Source organism: Paenibacillus phytohabitans, from assembly GCF_013141775.1.
GTDB classification, from domain to species: Bacteria; Bacillota; Bacilli; order Paenibacillales; family Paenibacillaceae; genus Paenibacillus_AQ; species Paenibacillus_AQ phytohabitans.
Genome location: NZ_WHOB01000042.1, coordinates 57,758 through 83,956, shown reverse-complemented (window position 1 = coordinate 83,956; position 26,199 = coordinate 57,758). Strand labels below are relative to the sequence as shown.

Genomic DNA, 26,199 nt, shown 5'->3' with positions numbered 1-26,199 from the left:
AATTGTTGTACTATGTACAACAATCCAAAAGAAAAGTTGGTTAAATTGCGGGAATGCTGCACTAAGTACAACAATTCGTCTGTAAAACGCTCCAGTTGGGCGGAAATGTTGCATAAAGTACAACAATCCTCGGCCGAGCGCATCCGTCTGGCAGAAATGTTGTACTACGTACAACAATCCAAAAGAAAAGTTGGTTAAATTGCGGAAATGCTGCACCAGATACAACAATTCGTCTGTAAAACGCTCCAGTTGGGCGGAAATGTTGCATAAAGTACAACAATCCTCGGCCGAGCGCATCCGTCTGGCAGAATTGTTGTACCACGTACAACAATCCAAAAGAAAAGTTGGTTAAATTGCGGAAATGTTGCACTAAGTACAACAATCCGTCTGCAAAACGCTCCAGTTGGACGGAAATGTTGCACTACATACAACAATCCTCGGCCGAGCGCCTCCGGCTGGCAGAATTGTTGTACTACGTACAACAATCCAAGAGAAAAGTTGGTTAAATTGCGGAAATGTTGCACCAGATACAACAATTCGTCAGCGAAACGCCCGTGGTGGGCGAAAATATTGCATAAAGTACAACAATCCTCGGCCGAGCGCATCCGTATGGCAGAATTGTTGTACCACGTACAACAATCCAAAAGAAAAGTTGGTTAAATTGCGGAAATGTTGTACCAGATACAACAATTCGTCAGCGAAACGCTCCAGTTGGGCGGAAATGTTGCATAAAGTACAACAATCCTCGGCCGAGCGCCTCCGTCTGGCAGAATTGTTGTACCACCTACAACAATCCAAAGGAAAAGTTGGTTAAATAGCGGAAATGTTGCATAAAGTACAACAATCCATCTGCGAAACACCCTCAGCGCTCCCGGCGTGGGCTAAAGCTTGGCAGGGCGGAAAATCCTATCCAAATGTGGTGCTATTTTATTTAGCGCAAACGTTTGTACAAAGCTCCAAAAAATAAATGAAGCGTAATTAGCTTCATTTATCTGCTTGTAAAATCACTGCTGCTTGTGCATCATTGCTGCTTGTGCATCACTGCTTACCCGGAGTATACATCGATGACTCCCGTACGATTAAACGGTGGGGAATGACAAAACGGTTAGTATATCCGTCATGATTATCCGGCTTCTGAATACTCTGAATCAGCACCTGTGAGGCCGTATAGCCCAGATGATAGATTCCGATATCAATACTGCTGATTGGCGGGCTGGACAATTCCGAGAGCGGAATATTGTTAAAGCTGACAATCGCCAGATCCTCAGGGACCTTGTATTTCAGCTCATTCAGTCCGCGCAATACCCCGAAAGAGACCATATCATCCACCGCAACGAGTGCCGTCGGACGGTTCGGGAGATTCATGAAGAAGGACATCGCCCGGTAGCCGCTGTCCTGCAGAAACTCGCCTTCCACAATCCATTCCGCCTTCATTTCAAGGCCTTTATTCTGCATTGCCTTACGGTAGCCTTCCAGACGGTCGCGCGAAACGATAAGATTCGGCGGGCCGCTGACGAAGCCAATGCGTTCATGACCCATGGAAATAAGGTGGTTCGTTGCATCATAAGCAGCCATGATATTATCATTGTCGACTGACAATATATCCTCATAGCGGTCGCTTCGTCCAACCAGCACGAAGGGATAGCCGCCTGATTCCAGAAAATCGATCACCGCATCATCTTTACGGGAATACAGCAGAATAACGCCGTCCACGCGGCGTCCTTTGAGCAAGCGTGAGACGGCTTCAAGCTCTTCCTTCTCATTTGCCCCGGAGCTGATCAGCACATCATAGCCTGAACGGCTGGACTGAGTGACGATCCCGCGGATTAACTCCATAAAAAATAAATTGGAGAACAGCTCTTCAGCCGGTTTCGGAAGAATGATGCAAATGCTGTTGGTTGTCTTGGAAACGAGACTTTTGGCCATCATGTTCGGGGTGTAGCCCATTTCCTCCATAATCACTTTAACCTTACGGGAAGTTTCTAGGCTGATTCTGGGATGGCCTGACAACACCCGGGAGACCGTGGAGGGAGAAACTCCCGCTTTCTTGGCCACGTCCTTAATGGTAACTGTCATAGAAACCTCCTTATGGAACCGTTTGCTTTACACAGTAATATTAATCGAAGTGCTGATGATTGTAAATAGATAAACCCGGTGTGTTGCACAATACTGGCATAGAAAGTGATGAAATGAACATTTTTTCTGCGCAGGCCACAAGCTTTCCACAGGGATTCACTGGATGTTAGTGAATGGAGCGTTTCCGTGGGAGGAGGCAGTTTGGAGGCCTCCCGGACATTGCACCAAAACTGTGCAAACGTTGTTAGATTGGTATGGGTGAGGATGTATCTAATTTGTTTTTAATATTCCTTTATAAAATAAGGATTTATATAGAATTTATCAGCTTTTTTGTTATTAACGAAAACATGTGAATGAATATGGTGTGTGCAAATTAATGCAATTAATGACTTAATTATGGTGCAACTAGAAGCACGCATTTCAGAATATTCTGGAAAATTACTAGTTGACAATAACTTTACTGGCGGATTAGTATGAAATCGAAATGAAGCAAGCGTTTACAAAGTCCGGTTTTATGCAGAATATTTATGCCGCTGCCCTGAGTCAATGGATAAGGGTTTGTGCACAAATAATTGCAAACGTTTGCACACGGGAAGAGCGAATTGAGGGCGTGATGGCGTTGGCGTGATGGCGTGATGGTGTGATGGTGTGATGGTGTGATGGCGTGATGGCGTGAGGGCGTGATGCGTGATTTTGGAATTTGAGAAGGAGGATCGGGGTAGGTTGGGCCTGACAAGCTATCTTTACAGCAGACATCCTGCAACCGGAGGGGGAAGAGCTGCCGTTCGTGCGGTTGAAGATCATAACATTCATGGGGGGATTGACGGAATGAAATTTGCTTTACGGATAAAAAAGGCTTTTGCAATCTTGATGGTTATCGCGCTTGTATGCTCGGGCTTTGGCATAAACCTGCCCAGAGTCAGCGCGGAAACGACAAAGGTTGTGCTGGTTGGTGACCTGCAGAGTAAGTTTACAGGGCTGGATCCTGCTGAAACGGCGGACTGGAACGAGAAATCGACCGTAACCCAAATGACTTACAGGGGGGAGGGCCTGTACACCTTCACCGGCATGCTGCCGCAGGGGACCTATCAATATAAAGTGGCTCTTAACGATGCCTGGACCGAGAACTACGGGTATGGCAGCTACACTAATCCCGCCGGGACAGATGCTGACGGCAACATTCAGTTTTCGTTAAGTGAGGATACAAGTGTAACCTTTTATTATAATGACATTACCAAAGCGATTGCAGATTCCACGTATTATTCACCGGTGCCTGCGGACCGTTTACCCCGGGTGACCGGCAGTCTGCAGACTGTGCTTGGAGATGAGCAGAATGACTCCCCTGCAGAGGCCCGTACGCTGCTAACCGATCCTGACTTCGACGGGGTCTATGAGGAGACGGCCACACTTCCTGCTGGCAGTTATACCTACCAGATTTATCTTCCGGGCGCTGATCCATCGGGTGGAGTCTCCTATCCGGATACGGCGCAGGAGCTTAAGCTTCCCTCCGCATTACCTGTAACATTCAAGTATAAAACGCAGGACAACACTGTGTCTGCCCATTATACGGTTCCTCCTGAACCGGGTACGGCTGTGCCTGTTCCTGCCGGACATATAAGAGTTCATTACCACCGTGCTGCCGGTGATTATGCCGGTCAGGCTTTATGGACATGGGGCGATGTTGTATCGCCGTCCGTAAATTGGCCTAAGGATGCCGTTCCTTTCCCTGATGGACAAACCGATGCCTACGGCGCTTATGTCGATCTGCCTGTGAAGGATGGGGCGAAGACGATCTCGTTCCTCGTGGTAAACCGGACTACCGGGGTTAAGGAAATGGAAGACGGGGACAAAACCTTTAACATCAGTACCCCGCAGACCGATGAAGTCTGGATCACAGAAGGCTCGAATAAAGTAATCCCTTATGAACCGGTAGCTCTTCCGGCGAATACAGTGCGGATTCATTACATGCGTTCCGACAACAATCAGAGCCAGTATGGCCTTTGGCTGTGGGATGATGTGGTGACGCCGTCTAATGTGTGGCCCAAAGATGGAACTCCTTTTGTACCGGAGAACCGGGATTCCTTCGGAGCCTATGCGGATATTCCGCTGAAGGAGAATGCCAAGACTATCAGTTTCATCGTTATGAAGCCTGCAAACGGAGACAAAGACGGTCCGGCGGGCAATGAGAACAAAAGCTTCGCTTTTCTGGACCGTTACAACCAGCTGTGGGTGAAGGAAAATGACCCGAATGTTTATACTTCACCTTTTGGCGAGACACCGGTTGGGCTGTTATCCGCAGATATATTGTCCGCAAGCAAACTATGGCTCGGGTTTACGTTAACGGACGGGCTCACGGCGGATGCTTTAAAAACAGCCATATCCATAAAGGACTCGGAAGGAGCCTCTATTCCTGTTACAGGTGTGGCGGTTACAGGCGCAACTTCGGTTGAAGTGACTACCGGTACATTTGATCTGAAGAAAATCCCGCTGAGTGTCACGTATGCAGGTAAACCTGTATCCGCTTCCACCGGCTGGAGAATGATGGATGAGCTATACAATTACACAGGTGACGATCTCGGGGCCACGTACCATAAGGCCGGCAAGTCGGCAACGCTGAAGCTTTGGGCACCGAAAGCGAGCTCAGTGACTGCGGTGGTCTACGATAAAGCTGACGCTAATCTCACTGTAGGCCGCGCCGGGCTGACTCTGGGTGACAAAGGAGTCTGGACGGCGGAGCTGACTCCGGCTGATCTGACCGGTGCACCCGGCGCAGAGGATGTCAGAGACTTCTATTACCAGTATGAAGTGACCAATGAGGGAGTAACTAAGCAGGTGCTTGATCCCTATGCCAAATCCATGGCTGTATTCACCGTGAATACGGCGGGAGAGGCAGGTGCAGGCGGTGATACGGTGGGCAAGGCAGCTATTGTGGATTTAAGCGCTACGAATCCCGAGGGCTTCCAGGCTGCGGACATTGCCGGCTATGAGGATCGTGAGGACGCCATTATCTATGAGGCGCATATCAGGGACTTCACCTCCGATCCGGCAATCCAGTCGAGTCTCGGCGGGGAACGCTGGGGGTCTTATGCGGCTTTTGAGTCGAAGCTGGATTATATCAAATCACTGGGTGTCACCCACATTCAGCTGCTTCCGGTGATGGCCTGGTATTACGGGGACGAGACCGGGATGGAAGACAGGGAGCTGGACTATTCAGCTCAAGGCAATGAGTATAACTGGGGTTATGATCCGCACAGCTATTTCTCTCCGGACGGGGCGTATTCCCGCAATCCGGCAGATCCGGAAGAGCGGATCAAAGAGCTGAAAGGCTTGATCGATGCGGTACACGAAGCCGGGATGGGCGTCATTCTTGATGTTGTATACACCCATATGGCCAAAAAAGAATTCCTGAACGATATCGTGCCTAATTATTATGCCTTCCAGGACCCGGCGGGCAACTTCATCGGCGGCTTCGGCAACAATCTGGCAACCAGCCATAAGATGGCCGAGAAGCTGATGGTCGATTCCGTAAAATACTGGTTCCAGGAGTACAAAATCGACGGGATGCGGTGGGACATGATGGGCGATGCCACAGCAGATGCGGTACAGGCTGCTTATGACGCAGCGGCCGCCATTAATCCTAAGGCGCTGTTCATCGGGGAGGGCTGGATTACCTTCGGGGGCGAGGCTTCGGATCCATCCCTCAAAGGCAAGGCGGCTGATCAGAAATGGATGGATAAGACGGACAGTGTCGGCGTATTCTCCGATGAATTCCGTAATGAGCTGAAATCCGGATACGGCTCCGAAGGAGATCCGCGGTTCATTACGGGCGGAGCGCGCCCCTTGACGACGATCTTGAACAATATCAAAGCGCAGCCTTCCAATATTCCGGCAGATGATCCGGGAGATATCGTGCAATACATTGAAGCGCATGATAATCTGACGCTCCATGATGTCATTGCCCTGGCCCTTCATAAGAATCCGCAGAACGCGGCGAATGAGCTGGAGATCCAGAAGCGGATCAGGCTTGGGAATATGCTGCTGCTGACTTCGCAGGGTACCGCATTCCTGCAGGCGGGTCAGGAGTACGGGCGTACCAAGCAATGGTTGGCTGCGGGGATTCCCGAACAGAAATATACTGAAGTCCTCGATGCGGCTGATCAATCGGTCAGTTATTTCATCAACGATTCCTACGATTCGTCGGATGCGGTCAATGCTTTCGACTGGGCCGCAGCAACGGATGAAGTGAACTTTCCGGTGCAGAATGCGACCAGAGAATACACGGCCGGGCTGATTAAGCTCAGAAAGTCTACCAACGCTTTCCGGCTGGGCGACATCAGTCTCGTGAATTCCAATGTCAAGCTTATCGAATCGCCTGAAATGCAGAAGGATGATCTGGTGATCGGTTATACAAGCAAGGCAACGGATGGAACCGGGATCTATTATGTCTTCATGAACGGTGACAGCAAGACAAGAACACTTTCTTTGCCGGAGAATTTGAGTGATGGTACTGTGCTTGCCGACAATGACGAAGCCGGCACTGAAGCTATTTCTGCCGCGGACCAGAGCGGATTCAGCCTGACTGCGGATTCGATCACCCTCGACCCGCTCACATCTGTAATTATCCGCAAGGATGCAGCCGCAGCAGTAGTGTCTCTGCTGGAGACTGACCAGGCCAGCTATTCGCTGAAGGAAGGGGCCGCGCATCAGACTGTGGTCACGGCCAAATATGCGGATGGCACTTCAAGCAAAGTGACCGCCAAAGCGCTGTATGTATCCGATAAACCGGAAGTAGCCACAGTGACAAGCAAAGGACTGGTGAAAGGGATTAAGGCTGGAACAGCGATCCTTACCATTACCTATGGCGGCGTGTCCGCGAATGTGACCGTAGAAGTAACCAGCCCGCCGGTGGAAACCAAACGGTATGTGCAGTTCACTTACACCCGGGAAGACAGGAATTATAAGGATTGGAGTGTATGGCTGTGGTATACCGGGGCAACAGACGGTGAGGTGAAGCTCCCCGAGCCCGCAGGAGATTCAGTAAGCTCGACGGTTCTGATTGAAGTAGGCAAAGACGCAACCCAGGTAGGCTTTGTGCTCATTAAAGGCCTGGACTGGTCTGACAACAAACAGGATATAGCGGATGACCGCTATATTGCCCTGACTCCCGGAGAGGCTTTCACCAAAGTCCGTGTAACCAGCATGGTCAAAGAGCTGGAAATCACTCCGGGCATCAGCGGTCCGCTGATGCAGGATGAAGCCATAACCTTCCTGTACCGTGATGACGAGCTGTTCCGCGGCGGCGATGTGTCTGCGATAACAGACATTAAAGTGAAAGTGAACGGTAAAGAATATCCGATGGAGTATGATCCGGCCAAGGAATGGTTCAGCTATAGGCTGAGCGGTCTGGAGGAAGGCATTTATAAGTATACATTCATCGTAACTAAGGACGGAGTGACCCGCGAGTTCACCGACCCGCACAACGGAGAATCCTCCCTGTACTATCACAAACCAGAGGTTAACATTACGGCAACGGTGAATCCGACGGCTGTAACCTCCAATGAGAATGCTGTAGTAACGGTGAAGGCTGTCTCCACAGAGGAAGTGTCCTATAAGGACGCCTATCTGGATCTTACCGCTCTGGGAGGACCAGCCAAGGTCAAATTCGATACAGAGCTTATGCAGCAGACCATAGCAGTGAAGGATAACGTGCTGGCGGGTATCAAAAGCATTCCAATTGTCCTTGTAGACCAGTATGGCAATCTGCACAGACAGTCTGCTGAAATCGAGGTGAAAGCCAGAACCTACAGCGGTTCCAAGCTTGATTTCGACTGGGATGAGGCGCGGATCTATTTCGCACTGACCGACCGCTTCAAGGACGGTGACCCTGACAACAATGAGAATGTGGACAAGGCACATCTTGAAGCCTATCATGGCGGCGATTTCAGGGGGATGATCGGCAAGCTTGATTATCTGCAGGAGCTGGGCATCAACACGCTCTGGATCACGCCGGTTGTAGACAATATTGATTTCAACCAGGGGTTAAGCTTTGGCGGCAAACAATATGCTTATCACGGGTACTGGGCCAAGGATTTCACTAAGCTTGATGAGCATCTTGGGGACATGGAGACCTTCAAGGAGCTGATTGAGAAGGCGCATGACAAGGGCATCAAGATTATGGTCGATGTGGTGCTTAACCATACAGGCTACGGGTTGAAGGAGGATGACGTCAATCCGCAGGCGGCTGCAGAGGACAAAGCGCGTTTTGCGGGAATGCTGCGTACGGACGGCGTTCAAGCCGATACGGATGTCATCAAAGGCGAGCTAAGCGGATTGCCGGACTTCAAGACGGAGGATCCTGCGGTACGCAAGCAGATCATTGCCTGGCAGACAGGCTGGCTGGATAATGCCCGGACAGAGCGGGGAGATACAATTGACTATTTCCGCGTTGATACGGTCAAACATGTGGAGAGCGCAACCTGGAAAGCATTTAAAAATGCGCTGACGGCTATAGATCCGGGCTTCAAAATGGTCGGCGAATACTTCGGCGGAACCGCCGATAATGACGGCGGCATGCTGCAGAGCGGGCAAATGGACGGTTTGCTTGATTTTAGCTTTAATGATCAGGCCAAGCTGTTCGCAGACGGCACCATTAATGCTGTGGATGCTTATCTGCAGGAGCGCGAAGCGAAGATCAGCAATACCGGGGTGATGGCACAATTCCTCAGCAGCCATGATGAGGATGGTTTCCTCTCGGACTACGTTGACGGGGACAAGGGTAAGCTCAAGATCGCTGCCGCGCTGCAGATCACGGCCAAGGGCCAGCCGGTGATTTACTATGGGGAAGAGCTGGGCCGGTCCGGTAAAAATGCCGGGGATATGGCAAGTGGCGAGTTCAGCGAAAACCGGGGCGATATGCCTTGGGATCAGCTTACTGCAGAGCAGGGACTTCATGATCATTATCAGAAGCTGCTGAACATTAGGGCGGAATATTCGCAGCTATATGCCAAAGGTATCCGCACCAAGCTTGCGGGCTCCGATGATCTGGGATATCTGGCCTTCAACAAGCAATATGGGAACGATAACGTGGTTACGGTAATCAACACGAAGAAGGAAGGTCTGAGTGCAGAAATTCCCGTGCCTTTTGCGGCCTTGTCTTCTGTAAGAGATGAGTACAGCGGCAAGCTGTATACGGTATCGGCTGACCGGAAGATTACGATTGATCTGCCGGGCAGAGATGACGGAGGTACCGTGATTCTGACGGCGGAGACAGTTGTAGTACCGCCAACACCGACACCAACACCAGCGGCAGAATCCGAAACTAGTTCCGTTGTAAAGCCAACGGTAAAGTCAACACCAAAGCCAGGGCCAACGGCAGTTCCGGCAGGTACACAGATCATAAGTGAGCCGGATCTTCGAAATGGCAAGGATGGCAGAGTAGAGCTCAGTCTGGAACAGGGCAAGACTTCGGTGCTGCTGCCGGTCCAGGCAGCTAAGCTGCTGGGGAATAACGGGCTGGTTATTCACTCGGAGGGGCTGTCCGTTACAATCCCGAATGCTGTGCTGGCTGATATTCAGGCCATGGTTACTGGTGCGGATGCGGACAGTTCACATATCCTGCTGGAGCTGACTCCGCTTAGCGAAGCTGCAGCGCAGGATGCAGTCAAGAGATTCAGTAAGGAGAACACGGCTGCTACTGCTGTATCCGGGGTATACGACCTTAAACTGCAGATTATCAAGAAAGACGGGACCAGCCTGCCTGTTACAACGTTCAAGCAGCCGGTTACTTTGACGCTTAAGCTTCAGGGCAACCCGGTTAAGGATTGGACAGGTGTGTTCTATCTGGGAGATAACGGTGAGCTGAAGTATATTGGGGGCGCAGCGCAAGCGGATGGTTCACTTACTGCGGCAGTTACACATTTCAGCAAGTATGCAGCACTTCAGATAAATACAGTGTTCAAGGATGTGCCTGATACCCACTGGGCTTCTGCTGCCATTAAATCACTTGCAGCCAAACAGGTGGCAACAGGAGTATCGGCTGCTGAATTTGAACCTGCAAGAAACGTGACGCGTGCGGAGTTTACAGCATTGCTGATGCGTGCACTCGGACTGTCAGGGGAAGGGGGAGCGGTATTCGCTGATGTCCAGGCTGATGCCTGGTACGCTTCTTATGTAGCCGCTGCCGTCCAATCAGGCATTGTTAACGGACGCAGCAGTACTGCCTTTGCCCCGGATGCTACAATCAGCCGTGAGGAAATGGCGGTGATGATTATCCGTGCTCTGGAGTTCAAACAGGGCAAGGTTCTGGCATCCTCAACAGGCCAGGTCTTATTCGCGGATGCCTCCAGTATCAGTGAATGGGCACATGCTTATGTGAATGCCGCCGTAGAGCTTAAACTTGTGCAAGGCAGAGACCATCATCTCTTTGCGCCGCAAGGACAGTTAACCCGTGCAGAGAGTGCGCAGGTGATTTACAAGCTGCTCGGCAAATAGCACGCGCAACGAATCAGATCAGAACATAAACAGGGTATTCCGCAAGCCATAACGGCTGCGGAATACCCTGTTTGCTTTGCCTGGAATATAACTCAATCCAATGAATGCTGCTCCTGAAACGGAGCCTAGGCCAAATTAGCCTGAAGCACCGCATAACCGTAAGCCGGAAGCTTGAGCGACAGCTTGCCGCGTTCCGCACGGAGCGGTTCGCCGGTGAACAGGTTCTCCCAGGAGCGTTCCTGTACGTCTACCCGGAAGGTCTGTGCGGTCTCCTCAGTATTGATCAGCACGAGAATAAGATCATCGCCCAGGCTGCGTTCATAAGCCAGCTTGGTGCCGCCGGGCCCGGCCTCCAGGAACATGAAGCTTCCTGTGCGCAGTGCCGGATGGCTGCTGCGGATCTCGATCAGCTTGCGGTAATAATTGAACAGGCTGCGGTCCTGCATCGCCGGATTCCACTCCATGCACTTGCGGCAGCCCGGGTCGCCTTCACCATCCATGCCGATCTCATCCCCGTAATAAATGCAGGGAGTGCCCATGAAGGTGAACTGGAACAGCGCAGCCAGCTTCAGCTTATTCTTGTCCCCGGCCGCGAGCGTCAGTAAACGCGGGGTGTCGTGGCTGTCCAGCAGGTTGAAGGCAACCTCGCTGGCCTGCAGCGGGTAGCGCGACAGCTGTTTGCCGATGGAGTTGGCGAAGCCCTCCGCATCGAGCTTGCCATACACGAAGAAGTCGAGCACCGCATCCGTGAACGGGTAGTTCATCACTGCATCGAACTTGTCTCCCTCCAGCCATGGCGCGGATTCATGCCAGATCTCACCTAGAATATAAGCCTCGGGATTCGCACGCTTCACCACCTTGCGGAAGTCGCGCCAGAATTCATGATCGACCTCGTTGGCCACATCCAGGCGCCAGCCGTCGATGCCGACCTCCCGGATCCAATACTCAGCGACTTTCAGCAAATATTCCTTAACCTCAGGATTCTCCGTATTCAGCTTCGGCATCAGCGGCTCAAAGGCAAAAGCGTCATAATTCGGAATGTTATCCACTACCTGAAGCGGGAACTCGCGGACATGGAACCAGTCTTTATAAGCGGAGGCTTCACCTTTCTCCAGCACATCCACGAACGGGGCGAAGGTACGTCCGGCATGATTGAATACAGCGTCAAGCAGCACACGGATACCGCGTTCATGGCAGGCGTCGACCAGCCTTTTCAGCGTCTTCACATCCCCGAAATGCGGATCAACCTGCATGTAGTCTTCCGTATCATATTTATGGTTGGTGGTAGCTGTGAAGATTGGTGTGAAATAGATGCCCGTGATACCCAGCTCAGTAAGATGATCCAGATGGTCAATGACCCCCTGCAGATCACCGCCGAAGAAGTTGTCAGGCTTAGGAGTGCCGCCCCATGGCTGTACATTGTCCGGATTCAGACTGGAATCGCCGTTCGCGAAACGTTCAGGGAAGATCTGATAGAAGACAGCATCCTTCACCCACGCCGGAGGAATGAACACGTCACCGCGGTTGATATAAGGGAATTCGAACAGCCGGTTTGGATTGGCGGGACGTTCGGTTTGGAAATCGCTTTCGGTCATCCAGATGCGCTCATGGCCCTTTTGCAGCAGGAAGCCGTACTTCAACCGGCGGTAAAGGGGGACGGACTCGCACTCCCAGTAATCGAACATCGCGTCCGAAGTGAAAAGAGTCATAGGAATCAACTCCTTGGTGTTGTCCCAGGCGTACTTGTCTCCGGCCCAGGCGAATACCTCGGTTAAATCCCCTTTCTTGGCACGCAGACGCAGGTGGATCGTTTCATGATCGTAGGCATAAGACCAATTGAGGCGCGGACGATGATACACAGCTTCTAACAACATACTAATTCCTCCTAAGGTTTAGTGAACCAAACACCCCTGAATGACACCGGGCAAACCAGCGCTGGCTCCGGAAGCAAGCATTTTACAAACACAGTCCTATATCTGGCAAGTGCATGATTAGCACAGCAGCTGTGCCACAATCGCACTAATCATTCAGATTCTGCGCATACCAAACAGGCACAACCGGCGCCGGGCAGCTTGTCCGAGGTTGTACCCAATTGAAGTAACATTGCCTTTGAATTATGTGAAGAACAGGGGCGTTCTTAATGTTTTGGATTATAGCATGGAATAAATTGAGGTTCAATACGTTTGTACAAACATTTGCACAAATACTGATGGGCAGGAAACCGATTTCCAAAGCCTGGAAAATGAGATTATATGGAAATTAAATTACATAATTCGCTAAAATACATCAAAAAATGCGGATTATAAATTTTATCAATAAGATATATAGAGATATTTGAAGAAATCCTGTGAAATTAGAAGTAAATAACAAATTATGTACAGAAAATCATTGAATTTGCTTAAATACACTCTGTGCAAACGTTTTAACAATCTTGCCTGCTGATGTATTATGAATTCAGGAATGAAGCGCTTTCTAAAACTTGGCGGAGCACATAAGGAAGGGTCAATCTGCAAAACTTGAATTTTTTTTGAGTCTTCTGAAATCGTTTGCGCAAAGTCGGAGGCATCATGTTCAAATCAAGTGATATACAAATCGGGAGGGGTTAAAAGCAATGAATTTGAAAAAACTCATGGTTCTCACCGCATCGTTCTCTATGGCAATGTCGATTACGGCGTGCGGCTCAAACAACAATAACGGGGGAAATGCAGCAGCAACCAATGCTCCTGCGAATAATGCAGCAGCAACAGACAACGCTGGTACAAACGGCGGGAATGCTCCGGCAACAGATGAGATTGTACCTGAAGACGGCGCATCACTGGTGATCTGGGAGAGTAAAGAAGAAAGAGCATTTGCTGAAGAGATCGCCAAGCAGTTCACCGCGCAGTACAACGTTCCCATCAAAATTGAAGAGGTAGCACCGCCCGATCAGGTCGGCAAGCTGACACAAGATGGTCCGTCAGGTCTGGCTGCAGACGTTGTCCTCATTCCTCACGATAATCTGGGTAAGGCTGCAAGCGCGAGCCTGCTGCTTCCAAACGATATTTTCGGTGAGCAGACCAAAGCTGAGAACACAGAAGCATCCATCGTAGGCTCGTCCTATGAGGGTGAACTGTACGGTTATCCGAGAGCGGCAGAAACCTATGCGCTGTTCTACAACAAATCGCTGGTCAAGGAAGCACCTAAATCCTTCGATGACGTGATTGCCTTCAGCAAAACGTTCACTGATAAAGCCAAGAACAGATACGGAATTATGTGGGAAGTCGGCAACATGTACTTCAACTATCCGTTCATCGCTACAACCGGCGGTTACCTGTTCGGCAAAGACGGCACGGACAAAGACGATATCGGTCTGAACAATGAAGGCGCGATCAAAGGTCTGAGTGAATTTGTAAAGCTGAAAGAAATATTGCCGATTAAGAGCGGCGACATTAACCCGGACATTAAGCGCAGCTTGTTCAACACTGGCGATGTGGCCATGGATATCACTGGACCTTGGGAGCTTGCCGGTTATAAAGAAGCTCTGGGCGACAACCTCGGAATTGCTCCGATTCCTACCATTGACGGCAAAACAGCGATTACGTTCTCCGGAATCAAAATTTTCGCAGTCAACGCCTACACACAGTATCCGAATGCTGCTAAATTGTATGCCCGCTTTGCTTCCGGCAAAGATGCGCAGCTGACGCTCAACAAACTGATCGGTTCCGTGCCTACGAATAACGAAGCACTGCAGGATGCACAAATCACTAGCGATCCGTATGTATCCGCTTTTGCTGAACAAGCCAAGAACTCCCAGCCGATGCCTTCGATTCCTGAAATGGGTAACGTATGGAGCCCCGTAAATGCAGCGCTCCCGGCAATCTGGGATAACAACACTGATCCTAAGGCAGCTATGGACAAAGCAGTAGAACAAATCAAGGATTTGAATAACGGGGCATCTGCCCAGTAAAATCAGCTCTCCGGCAGTGTAATCATCAGCTGCCCTTGAGGCAACAAACAACCATCAGCACACAGTGGAATCAAATCGCCCGCCGCATAGCTCGCGGCGGGCAGTTTCCTGAATTCCGCGCGGAGAGGAGAACGGAAGGGAAATGCAGCGATACAAAGCTAGAGCCGCAGTACTGTCGGCCATTTTTATGGGATTGGGACAAATATATAACCGCCAATTCATCAAAGGGCTTATTTTCATAGCTGTAGAAGCAGCCGCACTATTCTATTTCATTACCAATTTGGGCAGGGCCTTCTGGGGCATCACCACACTCGGGGAATCTCCAAGCCGCCTTGAGAAGGTTAAGGGCATCGCCAAAATGGTTCCCGGTGACCATTCCATCGTTATTCTGATTGAAAGCCTGATTACCCTGCTGTTCTTTGTGTTATTCCTGATTGTCTGGTACATGAATATTAGGGATGCCCATAAAATCGGAGCAGAACGCGAAACCGGTCGTCCATCGAATACATTCAAGCAATCCGTACGCTATATTCTGGATTACAAATTTGCCCAGAGCTTTTTGCTGCTTCCGGGTATCGGTATTTTGTTCTTCACCATCATGCCGATTGTTTTTATGATCATGCTGGCCTTCACCAACTATGCCGCACCGGACCACATTCCGCCGGCCAGACTGGTAGACTGGGTAGGCTTTGAAACCTTCCGCAATCTGCTGGTGCTGAAATCCTGGAGCCATACCTTCTATGGAGTACTTACCTGGACTATTATCTGGGCGGTTCTATCGACTATAACTACTTATTTCGGCGGGATGCTCGTTGCCCTGCTGATCAACCAAAAAGGGGTCCGCTTCAAAGGCATGTGGAGAATGATTCTGATCATCCCCTATGCCGTGCCGCAGATGATCTCCCTCCTGCTGATGCGCAACCTGTTCAACGGACAGTTTGGACCGATCAACCAGTATCTCGGCTACTTCGGACTTGGCGGACTGCCATGGCTGACAGATCCGTTCTGGGCAAAGGTCACGGTCATTATTGTCAACATGTGGGTTGGTATTCCGGTATCCATGCTGCTGATTATGGGTGTGCTGACTACGATACCGCGCGATATGTATGAAGCAGCCGAAGTGGACGGGGCTACGAATTATCAGAAGTTCCGGATTGTTACGCTGCCTATGATTCTGTTCTCTACCGCGCCTACACTGATTATGCAGTTTGCCGGCAATATCAATAACTTTAATGCAATCTATCTGCTAACCGCAGGCAACCCGGTCAACGGTAACTATCAGTACGCCGGGTCAACCGACCTGCTCGTAACGTGGCTGTATAAGCTGACGCTGGATCAGAACAAGAATAATATGGCTTCCGCGATAGGGATCATTCTCTTCATCATTGTTGCAGGGTTCTCCCTGTACAATTACCGCCGGACCAAGTCATTCCAAGAGGAGGATATGATTCAATGATCACCTCACGCAAGCTTGCGAGCTTTATTCGTTTGGGCCTCAGCTACATCATTCTGGTTATCCTGGCGATTGCTGCGATCTATCCGGCACTCTGGATTCTTCTGGCATCCTTCCGTCCGGGCAAATCCCTGTACAGCAAAACGCTGATTCCCGACCATTTTACACTGGCTCATTACAAAGAGTTGTTCACTTCACCGGTCTATATGTTCGGAACCTGGTACGCAAATACGCTCAAGATTGCCGTGTTCTCCATGCTGATCGGCGTGGTGCTGACGCTTTTGACCAGTTACGCCTTATCCCGGTTCCGGTTCAAAAGCCGCAAGACGACCATGTCAACCCTGCTGATCCTCGGGATGTTCCCGGGCTTCATGAGTATGATTGCAATCTATCTGCTGCTGAAGGAGTTCAATCTGCTGGATACCCATCTGGCATTGATTATCGTGTACGCTGCCGGAGCACCGCTCGGAGGGACCTTGATTGCCAAAGGCTTCCTGGATACGATTCCGCGTTCGCTGGATGAAGCCGCGCGGATTGACGGGGCGAGCAACTTCGGGATTTTCACACGGATTATCCTGCCGCTGTCCCGCCCGATGATCACTTATATGGCACTGACCCAGTTTGTCGGCCCATGGGTGGACTTCATCTTCGCCAAGCTGATTCTGCGGACCAAGGAGAACTGGACCGTCGCGGTCGGAATGTGGGATATGGTCAATACGATGCAGAATTCCAACTTCACGCTGTTCGCAGCGGGTGCAGTATTGATCTCTGTACCGATTATGATCCTGTTCGGCTTCCTGCAGCGCCTGCTTGTGGATGGTCTGACCGCAGGGGCGAGCAAGGGGTAAGCCTTTAAGGAATAAGGATAATAAGAAATGCTGATGTCATTATGAATAACAGGTGCGGCCTTTATGCAGTCAACGAAGGGCTGCACCTGTATTTTTTACCGAACAAATAAGGAGAGAGCGTAATGAAACGGCAGCGGAAATTAAACTTCAGATCGGTTGGCGTCAAATTATTTGTGATTCTGTTCTGTACAATTGTGCTATTGTCCTCTGTGCTGGGCTTAACCTCCTATTATGCTGCTAAAAGAATCATTACCAACGAGGTAGCAGCGGCATCCTCACAGTCTATTGTGCAGGCGGCGGACAAGCTGGACTTCCTGTTTGCTGAATATGAAGCGCTTTCAAGGCAATTCGCCGTAGACTCTGCACTAAAATCAGATATGGAGACCATCCATAATCCCGGTGCCGGAACGGTAGCCAAGGTAGCAGCTGAAGACCGGATCCGCCGTAAGCTGGATTCCGTCCGGGGCTCCGATGATCGCCTGCTGGGCGTCCGGCTGGTCGCAAGAAGCATGGTGGATGCTGAATCCTACAAATCAACAGGCATCAGCGGCGTGCGCAGTGATGAAGGCGTTCTTGCCCGCATGAAGGAGATCGATAACGGCAAAGGCAACCCCGTCTGGTTCCCCGCACGGGCCAAAGGCTTCTTCGACGCTTACAGTGAGTCCTCCATGACAATGGGCCGTCTGCTGCGGAATATCCAGAACCCGGCAGCGGAGTATTATATGCTGATTGAGGTGAAGGGTAAAGCTCTGACCGATGTATTATCCAATCTGCATATCGGACTTGCCGGGGAGATCCGCATCCTTGACAGGACTGGCAATATTGTGTACGGGGCGGATAACGGGCTGCTCGGACAGCCTTCTTACATACAGGCAGCGGATACCGGGGTTGAAGGGCAGAAGCAATCCTTCACTGCGGCTGATGAGCAGGGCAGCTCACAGCTTGTGGTCTATCAGCCGCTGGTGACAGCTGACTGGACACTGCTGGGTTATGCTCCGGTGAGTGATTTCACTAAATCGGCAGACCGGCTGCTCTATATTACACTGCTGGTTGTGCTGGCTGCGGCTGTGATTGCGCTGGTGATTGGTTATGTGCTGGTGCGGCTGATCGGCCGCCCGCTCGGCAAGCTGGCCCGGCTGATGGAGGAAGGCGAACAGGGGAATCTGCAGGTGCGGACGAACTTCAAGGGCCAGGATGAGATCGGGCGGCTGGGACACAGCTTCAACCGGATGATGGAGCAGATCTCCCGGCTGGCCGGCCAGAGCAGCAGTTCGGCGGCGGCGGTACTGGCCACGTCCGAGCAGTTGGTGCTTGCTTCGGGGGCGACCCGTACTCATGCCAGGGAAGTGGCTGCCGCAACCGGCGAGATCGCCGGCGGGGCAGCCAGCCTGGCGGCAGAAGCGGAGAGCAGCAACCGCAAGGTGGAGCTGATGGGAGACAAGACGGACGAAGTGGCGGAGACGAATGCAGTCATGGCTGATTCCGCAGGAAAGGTCATGGCGGTAAGCGGCCAGGGAGCGGAGCTGATGAAGAAGCTGGTGGATCAAAGTGAATCTGCCCTGAAGATGATGAATCTGATTCAGGAGAACTCGGCCATGCTGCGTGACAGCACGGTGCTGATCCGCAGCATTCTCTCCCCGATGATTGCCATGAACAAGCAGACGAATATTCTGGCTCTTAATGCTTCTATTGAAGCTGTACGTGCGGGGGCTGCGGGGAGGGGCTTTAATGTTATTGCCGATGAGATCAGGGGACTGGCTAACCAATCCAGCCAGTCCATTGCGTCTGTCTCCAGAATTACGGAGGAGATCAGCAGCCATATCGAGAACACGGTTAAGGTAGTGAGTGAAGCAGCACCGCTGTTCAGCGGGCAGATAACCTCGGTCCGGGAATCTTCGCTTATCTTTGAAAGTGTGCGGGCGGAGATGGAAGTGTTCAGCGGTTATCTAAGCCAGTCTTCGGCGGCGGTTAAGGAGCTGACCGGTTACCGTCAGCAGCTGGGGCAATCCATGGCGAGTGTAATCTCGGTCGTGCAGCAGACCAGTGCCTCAACGGAGGAGGTGGCCTCGATGTCTTCACAGCAGTTCATAGTGAGTGAGGAGCTGGTGGCTCTGTCAGGCAAGCTGGAGGTGCTAGCTGAGAATCTGAAGCAGTCGATGGTTTCTTTTCAGGGATGAGCCGGTGTGTAGTTGATAAAGTGAAGTGCTATTGCCAGAACTTACACTTGTCGTTATAGTTGTCTGTAAAAAACCGAAGGTGATGTCATGGATAAGCACTTATTTCTGAATGGCGGGGGTCCGCCTTTTACGCAGGATCTGGCAAGGAAGTATAAAGATATAGCGGGTGAAGGCGCGGGTCCTGTTGTTGTATTATTCGTGGAGCGTGGGGAGAGCTGGGAAGATTACGTGCCGGTCTATACGCGTCCGCTGGCTGATGCAGGGTTAACAGAGTTCCGTTATCTGCCGCTGCCCGCTACACCTGCGGATGTTGTTGTTCAGAGCATAGAGAACTGCTCGGGCATTATCATCGGAGGCGGGGATACGGACCTGTATGCCGATTATATTGTAGATACCGCGATTGGCGGCGCTATTAAACGGAGGTATGAGTCTGGCGTTCCGGTTGCGGGGTTCTCGGCGGGAGCTTTAATCAGCCCTGAGCTGTGTATTATTTCCGCTAAGGATAATGAGAGCAGGTTGTTTTATCACCGCAAGGGCTTGAATCTAATCCCTGAGCTGCTGCTGTCCGTACATTTTACCCAGTGGGAGGATGAAGATCATTTAAGAACCGCAGTCCGTACGTTCGGTGATCTTCCGAATTACGGGATCGATGAAGAAACAGGGATCTACCTGTTGAACGGGATGCTGGAAATAGTGGAAGGCGGCGGAGTGTATAGCGTGGTGAATGATATTTTGACTAAAATTCATTAATCATGGCGAACAAGAGTAGGGATAGACACTTAGATAGGAGCATTGAAAACAAGAGCAGAGATAGACACTTAGATAGGATCATTGAAAACAAGAGTAGAGCGCTTCGTGCCTTTGCTCTTGTTTTTTCTGCGTTCTTCTCTCTGCTGCACATAATAAATAAGCGAAAATCCTGCACGAAATACAACATTCCCCTCATCAAATTGGCCTGAATGGAAAAAAATGTATTAAATACAATATTTCATCTAATCCAGTCGAATTAATGAACCAATTGTTGTATTTCATACAACAATACTCTGGAAAACCCCTGGCTACATGAACTAAAGTTGTAATACTTACAACATTTACGCGGATAGAGAGATTACTGGGAAATTTTGATTATCTGCGAGGAGGGAGCTCTGAATCTGTGTGATCCTCACTGAAATTCTAATTTACATTCAAGAAATGATTAACTTATAAAGCTATGTTATTCCAGTATTGGACTTCGGTCAGCTTCTTGTCCTGGCGGAGCTCAAGGGATACACTTGTGCTATGAATACTGGCGAAGGAGGCATGCGGGATGCCGGAGTTGAACGGAAGTCTTTTTCAGCAGGCTTTGCTTGAAGGGGATTACAGCCCGCGATTCCTGGCCTACTATTACAAGCAGTGGAGCAACTACACGATGGCCTACCATCAGCATAATTCGACCGAAATCATGTATCTGATCTCAGGCAGCTGTGTGGTCGAGGTACGGGATGAATCGGGCGGCCATACCCCCTTCCGGCTGAAGCGGGGAGAAATGATTCTGCTGGATGCGGGCGTTCCCCACAGGCTGATCGTCGAAGACGGGTCCTCCTGCCGGATGCTGAATGTGGAATTCGCATTCACAGAGTACGGCGGTGTAGCTCCCTCGGTAAGCAGGCTGGTCCGGGAGGAAGAGGCGCTGGCGGATTTGCTGCAGAGTCCCTTCAATAGTCTGGTGCTGTCAGACCAGGAAGAGGTGTTTCATGTACTAAAGGCATTGGTGCTGGAGCTGGATCAGCAGGGGAAGCGCGGAAACAGCATGGCGCATCTGCTCTTCTCGGAATTGCTGCTGCGTCTGTCCAGACTGCGGCGGGAATCGCTGCCGGCAAGTGGGCAGCCTTCACAGCTCTATGTACGGCGCGCGGTAGAGTTCCTGCACCAGAACTATGACCGGAGTATTCAAGTCAAGGAAGTCGCGCTCACTGTGAATGTCCACCCGGGCTATCTGCAGCGGATCTTCAGGACACATACCGGCCAGACCTTAACCGATTACCTGAACAGGCTGCGTATGGAGAAGGCCCGGATGCTGCTTGGGCAGAGTGAGATTCCGGTCGCTGAAATCGCTGATTATGTGGGCATTAGCAGCAGGCAGTATTTTCATCTCCTGTTCAAAAAGTATACCGGCTGTACTCCGATCGAATACCGCAACTCGCTGGACCGCCATTCCTGGAGTGAGGAATAGATGGGTTTCTGCTCTAAAGGTGAGAATTGTTGACACTATGACGGCAAAGTGGTCATGATATTGGTTACGTTTCCCGCAGCCTCCTTGCTACAATGGACAAGAATCTACAATTCTTTGCCGGAGGATGATAACAATGTCTTTTAAAGTAACCTTTATCGGGGCGGGCAGTATTGGATTTACACGCGGGCTGCTGCGCGACCTGCTGACAGTACCGGAATTCCGTAATATTGAAGTCTCATTCATGGATATAAACAGCCATAATCTGCAGATGGTCACTGAGCTGTGCCAGAAGGATATTAAGGAGAACGGCCTGGATATCGTGATCGCTCCCACCACGGACCGGAGAGAAGCGCTGAAGGATGCCAGGTACGTATTTTGCACTATACGCATGGGCGGCCTTGAGGCGTTCGCCACCGATGTGGACATTCCGCTGAAATACGGCGTGGACCAATGCGTAGGTGATACGCTGTGTGCGGGAGGGATCATGTACGGACAGCGCGGCATTGCCGAGATGCTGGAGATCTGCCGGGATATCCGGGAGACGGCTGCGCCGGATGTGCTGCTCCTGAATTACTCGAATCCCATGGCCATGCTCACGTGGGCCTGCAATAAATATGGCGGTGTGCGGACCATCGGACTCTGCCATGGCGTACAGCACGGACATCATCAGATCGCCGAAGTCTACGGGCTGGAGAAGTCGCAGGTGGATATTATCTGCGCCGGAATCAATCACCAGACCTGGTACATCTCTGCGAAGCATGAGGGCAAGGATCTGACGGCCGGACTGCTGGAGGCCTTCGAGCAGCATCCGGAATTCAGCCGGACCGAGAAGGTGCGGATCGATATGCTCCGCCGCTTCGGCTACTACAGCACGGAGTCGAACGGACATCTGAGCGAATATGTTCCCTGGTACCGCAAACGCAGCGGCGAGATTATGGACTGGATCGATCTGGGCAGCTGGATCAACGGCGAGACAGGCGGATACCTGCGGGTCTGCACAGAAGGCCGCAACTGGTTCGAAACGGACTTCCCGAACTGGATGAAGGAACCGGCTCTGGAGTATACCCGGGAGAACCGTGGCGAGGAGCATGGCTCCTATATAATAGAAGGACTTGAGACGGGCCGCGTGTACAGAGGTCATTTCAATATGGTGAATAACGGGGTCATCTCCAATTTGCCGGACGATGCCATTATTGAAGCTCCGGGGTATGTAGACCGCAACGGTATCTCGATGCCGCTGGTCGGCGACCTGCCGCTGGGCCCGGCGGCTGTCTGCAATGTAAGCATCTCCGTGCAGCGGCTGGCCGTGGAAGCAGCCGTGCATGGCGATGACAAGCTGCTGCGCCAGGCCTTCATGATGGACCCGCTGGTCGGTGCGGTCTGTAATCCGAAGGAGATCTGGCAGATGGTGGATGAGATGCTGGTTGCCGGGGAGCCTTGGCTGCCGCAGTACGGCGCGGCTATAGCTGAAGCGAAGGAACGTCTAGCTTCCGGTAATCTGATCCCGACGAATGCCGGCAACGAAGGCGCTGCCCGGCTGAAGGTGAAGACGGTGGATGAAATGATGCAGGACCGTGAGGCCGCGAACAAAAACGCCGGGGAGTCCGATAAGGGCAAGGATAGAGAGAAGGTACACTAAATAAGTTACTTCAGCCGGAAGCAGCGCGTTTGCGTCCGGCTTTTTGTTGATGTTCGGGGACGTGAAGGTCACACAAATTAGATTGAAACCGGAAATGAAAAAATTGGCGGATGTGGCGAGAGAGGCGGGAGAGGCGGGGAAAAGCGGAAGAAGCGGAAGATGCGGATGTGGCGGGAGGGCAGGGAAAAGCGGAAGAGGCGGAAGATGTGGATGTGGCGGGAGGGCAGGGAAAAGCGGGAGAGACGGGAGATACGGGGAAAAGCGGAAGAAGCGGGAGGGCGGGGAAAAGCGGAAGAGGCGGAAGATGCGGATGTGGCGGAAGATGCGGAAAAAAGCGGAAGAAGCGGAAGAGGCGGATGTAGCGGGAGGATGGGAAAAAGCGAAAGAGGCAGGTGTGGCGGATGTGGCGGGAGTTGGCGGATGTGGCGCAAGTGGGGGAGTTACTGGTGCAGATGGCGTAGTCGGAATGAAGCGGACTGAGAAGACGCTATTTTGGCCAAAAGCCTCATATTGCCGCTGATTCGGACTGAGATTCCGTTATCTTGTTCAAATGAGCCACAAATGAAGCCTGATCGGTCAATTAACGGAATCTCAGTCCGCTTGGCCCGCGAATCTGCCCAATCTGACGGAATAGCGGAATCTCAGTCCTTTTCACAAGCTAAATGGAGCCGGAGTGAGGTGAACGCGCTGTTGGAACGCCTCGCCAACGCCCGGATCATCACCGCAGAACGCCTCGCCAACGCCCGGATCATCACCGCAGAACGCCTCGCCAACGCCCGGATCATCACCGCAGAACGCCTCGCCAACGCCCGAATCGTCACCACAGAACGCCCCGCCAACGTCCGAATGTCACCGCAGAACGCCTCACGGAGTCCCAAGGCTCACTCCCGGACTAGCTTGTCATTTTGCAGCTTGGTAATCTTGCGGCGGATAGGCATACTTAATGAAATGAAGAACAGGGCCAGAACGATGAGCAGCAGGCCCATGATAAGGTTGATTCTGTTGAGGGCGGTGGGATTGTTCACAAACATCAGGGATATATTAAAGACGCCAATGATCAGCTCCATCACCGCGAGCGAAATCCATAACCGGTATATTCTCTGATAATGCTTGATTTTGGAATCGGTATCCGAATAGATGGTGAAGGCACCCTCCGCTGCTTTTTTTCGAAAGATTACCCAGCGCGGGTTAACATATACAGTCTTGCCCGATGGCCGTTTACCGGCAGGCACACGCTCGGCCCCTGTCTCCTCCATGAACTGCAGGTATTCGGCAGACTTGGCTTTCTTCGGATCTTCCTCCAGCAGCTCAAGCCTGTAGATGTATTCCCCCGGGGCGCTCTCTTCAAATACATAACGGGCCCAGGAGTATTCGACAAGCGCAAGACCTTTGGCAGACATGTCATTCAGCCACTGCTCTTCCTTCTCAAAATCCGCGAAATATTTGCGTACCACATGACTCATTCCGGTTCGCCTCCTATTAGCTTTCTTCCATTAGACAACAGCTCATCGAGCCTGGTCATTTCGCTCAGCAGTGCAGATCTGCCTGACTCCGTAATCCGGTATTCCTTCTTGCGGGAATCCTGACCGCCCGCCAGCGGCTCAATCCAGCCCCGCTCGACCAGCGTGCCAAGCGCGCCATACAGCGTGCCGGCGCCAAGCTCCACGCGCCCGTTACTCAGCAGCTTCACATTCTGCATAATTCCGTAACCGTGCATCGGGGTGAAAAGTGACAGAAGAATATAATATACGCCTTCTGTCAGCGCCCCGTATTCATTGCTTCCTGACAACTGCCTCACCTGCCTTAGTCTTCTATTAACGGATCGTTGCATCAACTGACGTTATAGCAATTGCCGTTACATCGTCTGACGCTATATCGTCTACCGATATATGTATTATATCGGCAGCCGATATAGCAGTCAAGAGGATTTTGCGGAAAATACAAGCAAAAACAAAAACAAAAACAAAGCAAAAAGCAAAAAGCAAAAAGCAAAAAGCAAAAAGCAAAAAGCAAAAAGCAAAAAGCAAAAGCAAAAAGCATCCCCTTGCGATGGATGAAAAGCTCGCAAGGGGATGCTTTTTGGCCTGGATAGCGGACGAAGGGGGGACAATGCTGAAAAAATCATCCTGCATGACTTTGTTCATCTTGTTGCTGTAAGCCCCGGGAAACATCTCAGCTTAAGCCCCGGTAGTTTTTTTACCGAAAAATGTCTTCAGCGCCTGATAGACTTCCTTCTTATCCTTAATGACATAATGCATGAACTGCTCCTGCTTCAGGTGGCGGTAGGCAGACATCAGTGTGCTGCTGCGGTTGTACTGGTTCACTTCACCATAGCCGAACATGTTGCTGCGCTTCAGCAGTTCACCGATCAGCTTGACGCAGCGTTCATTGTCTGAGGTCAGGTTGTCGCCATCCGAGAAATGGAAGGGATAAATATTGTATTTGGCCGGCGGATAGCGGCTGTCGATAATCTCCAGCGCCTTCTGGTAAGCCGAGGAGCAGATGGTGCCGCCGCTCTCGCCGCGCGTGAAGAAGTCATGCTCGCTGACTTCTTTGGCCTCGGTATGATGGGCCAGGAATACAATGTCCACCTTCTCATACTGTCGGCGCAGAAAGCGGGTCATCCAGAAGAAGAAGCTGCGTGCGCAGTATTTTTCAAAAGTGCCCATGGAGCCTGAGGTGTCCATCATCGCAATAATTACGGCATTGGAATGGGGGACGGTTATGTCATCCCATGTTTTGTAGCGCAGATCGTCCGGGCTGATGCTGTGGATTCCCGGATTCCCGCTGCTGGCGTTGCGCCGGAGATTCTCCATCAGTGTGCGTTTCTTGTCGATGTTGGACATCATGCCTTTTTTGCGGATATCGTTGAAGACAATGGATTTGACCTCGATTTCTTCCTTGTCCTTCGGCTTCAGGTGGGGTAGCTCCATATCCTGGAACAGAATATCCTCCAGATCCTCAATATCCACTTCGGCTTCGACGGTATCCTGCCCGGGCTGATCCCCCGCCTTATCACCTTTGCCCGGCTGGGCGGACTGCGAATCGCGGCCGAGCACATCGCCTACCTGACTCTCCCCGTCCCCTTGGCCGACATGCTTCTGCTTGCGGAAATTATAGATAATCCGGTATTCATCCAGACTGCGGATCGGCACCTTCACTATCTGCTTGCCGCCCGACAAAATAATGTTCTCCTCAGTAACGAGATCCGGCAGATTGTCCTTAATGGCTTCTCTGACCTTTTGCTGGTGACGCTCCTGATCCTGATGGCCTTTGCGGTGAAGGGACCAGTCTTCTTTAGACACAACAAAGGCGTATGGACCGGTTGGCTGGGGCAAGGATGACCACCTCCCATGAT

General features: G+C 51.4%; 16 protein-coding genes. 11 read left to right on the top strand and 5 right to left on the bottom strand.

The window, feature by feature from the left end:
• Nucleotides 1-198: hypothetical protein (locus GC101_RS35770; RefSeq protein WP_216626621.1), on the top strand; the 198-nt coding region annotated here is incomplete at its 5' end.
• Between the two features lie 840 nt (nucleotides 199-1,038).
• Here the strand turns inward: GC101_RS35770 and GC101_RS15730 are convergent.
• Nucleotides 1,039-2,076 (bottom strand): LacI family DNA-binding transcriptional regulator, encoded by a 1,038-nt coding sequence (locus GC101_RS15730; protein WP_039307469.1) that lies wholly within the window; start codon nucleotides 2,074-2,076, stop codon nucleotides 1,039-1,041.
• Nucleotides 2,077-2,904: 828 nt separating this feature from the next.
• Between GC101_RS15730 and GC101_RS15725 the strand changes: the two genes are divergently transcribed.
• Nucleotides 2,905-10,566 (top strand): pullulanase, encoded by a 7,662-nt coding sequence (locus GC101_RS15725; protein WP_171717992.1) that lies wholly within the window; start codon nucleotides 2,905-2,907, stop codon nucleotides 10,564-10,566.
• Between the two features lie 125 nt (nucleotides 10,567-10,691).
• On the opposite strand, the gene GC101_RS15720 is transcribed toward GC101_RS15725, so the two are convergent.
• Entirely contained in the window at nucleotides 10,692-12,440 is a 1,749-nt protein-coding gene (locus tag GC101_RS15720) for an alpha-glycosidase (protein ID WP_171717991.1), read from the bottom strand.
• Between the two features lie 737 nt (nucleotides 12,441-13,177).
• Here GC101_RS15720 and GC101_RS15715 point away from each other — a divergent pair.
• The 8 genes from GC101_RS15715 to GC101_RS15680 all read left to right on the top strand — a co-directional run bounded on the left by GC101_RS15715 (nucleotide 13,178) and on the right by GC101_RS15680 (nucleotide 23,361).
• Nucleotides 13,178-14,512: a sugar ABC transporter substrate-binding protein gene (locus GC101_RS15715; RefSeq protein WP_171717990.1), complete on the top strand. Its 1,335-nt coding sequence runs from the start codon at nucleotides 13,178-13,180 to the stop codon at nucleotides 14,510-14,512.
• A gap of 142 nt (nucleotides 14,513-14,654) precedes the next feature.
• Complete coding sequence (locus tag GC101_RS15710; RefSeq protein WP_171717989.1) at nucleotides 14,655-15,968, top strand: carbohydrate ABC transporter permease; 1,314 nt, start codon at nucleotides 14,655-14,657, stop codon at nucleotides 15,966-15,968.
• Nucleotides 15,965-16,813, top strand: a complete 849-nt coding sequence (locus GC101_RS15705) for a sugar ABC transporter permease (RefSeq protein WP_171717988.1) — start codon at nucleotides 15,965-15,967, stop codon at nucleotides 16,811-16,813. The genes GC101_RS15710 and GC101_RS15705 overlap by 4 nt, the downstream gene beginning before the upstream one ends.
• Nucleotides 16,814-16,935: 122 nt before the next feature.
• Nucleotides 16,936-18,990 (top strand): methyl-accepting chemotaxis protein, encoded by a 2,055-nt coding sequence (locus GC101_RS15700; protein ID WP_171717987.1) that lies wholly within the window; start codon nucleotides 16,936-16,938, stop codon nucleotides 18,988-18,990.
• A gap of 87 nt (nucleotides 18,991-19,077) precedes the next feature.
• The gene (locus tag GC101_RS15695) at nucleotides 19,078-19,740 is read left to right on the top strand and encodes a Type 1 glutamine amidotransferase-like domain-containing protein (RefSeq protein WP_171717986.1); all 663 of its coding nucleotides are present in this window, start codon (nucleotides 19,078-19,080) and stop codon (nucleotides 19,738-19,740) included.
• Nucleotides 19,741-20,305: 565 nt separating this feature from the next.
• Nucleotides 20,306-21,202, top strand: a complete 897-nt coding sequence (locus tag GC101_RS15690; protein ID WP_171717997.1) for an AraC family transcriptional regulator — start codon at nucleotides 20,306-20,308, stop codon at nucleotides 21,200-21,202.
• 133 nt (nucleotides 21,203-21,335) lie between these two features.
• The gene (gene melA / locus GC101_RS15685) at nucleotides 21,336-22,841 is read left to right on the top strand and encodes an alpha-glucosidase/alpha-galactosidase (protein ID WP_171717985.1); all 1,506 of its coding nucleotides are present in this window, start codon (nucleotides 21,336-21,338) and stop codon (nucleotides 22,839-22,841) included.
• A 322-nt stretch (nucleotides 22,842-23,163) separates the two neighbouring features.
• Entirely contained in the window at nucleotides 23,164-23,361 is a 198-nt protein-coding gene (locus GC101_RS15680; protein WP_171717984.1) for a hypothetical protein, read from the top strand.
• Between the two features lie 361 nt (nucleotides 23,362-23,722).
• Here the strand turns inward: GC101_RS15680 and GC101_RS15675 are convergent, their stop codons facing one another.
• Nucleotides 23,723-24,304 carry a DUF2812 domain-containing protein gene (locus tag GC101_RS15675; protein ID WP_171717983.1) on the bottom strand — a complete coding sequence of 194 codons (582 nt, stop codon included), beginning with the start codon at nucleotides 24,302-24,304 and terminating at the stop codon, nucleotides 23,723-23,725.
• On the bottom strand, nucleotides 24,301-24,630 hold the full coding sequence (locus tag GC101_RS15670; protein ID WP_039307488.1) for a PadR family transcriptional regulator: 330 nt from the start codon (nucleotides 24,628-24,630) through the stop codon (nucleotides 24,301-24,303). Before GC101_RS15670 ends, GC101_RS15675 begins: the two co-directional genes overlap by 4 nt.
• 140 nt (nucleotides 24,631-24,770) lie before the next feature.
• Here GC101_RS15670 and GC101_RS15665 point away from each other — a divergent pair, with 140 nt between their 5' ends.
• Nucleotides 24,771-24,998 carry a hypothetical protein gene (locus GC101_RS15665; RefSeq protein ID WP_171717981.1) on the top strand — a complete coding sequence of 76 codons (228 nt, stop codon included), beginning with the start codon at nucleotides 24,771-24,773 and terminating at the stop codon, nucleotides 24,996-24,998.
• Nucleotides 24,999-25,018: 20 nt separating this feature from the next.
• Here GC101_RS15665 and yhbH read toward each other — a convergent pair whose 3' ends face one another.
• Nucleotides 25,019-26,179, bottom strand: coding sequence for a sporulation protein YhbH (gene yhbH / locus GC101_RS15660; RefSeq protein ID WP_042135257.1), 1,161 nt, complete (start codon nucleotides 26,177-26,179; stop codon nucleotides 25,019-25,021).
• Nucleotides 26,180-26,199 lie beyond the last annotated feature (20 nt).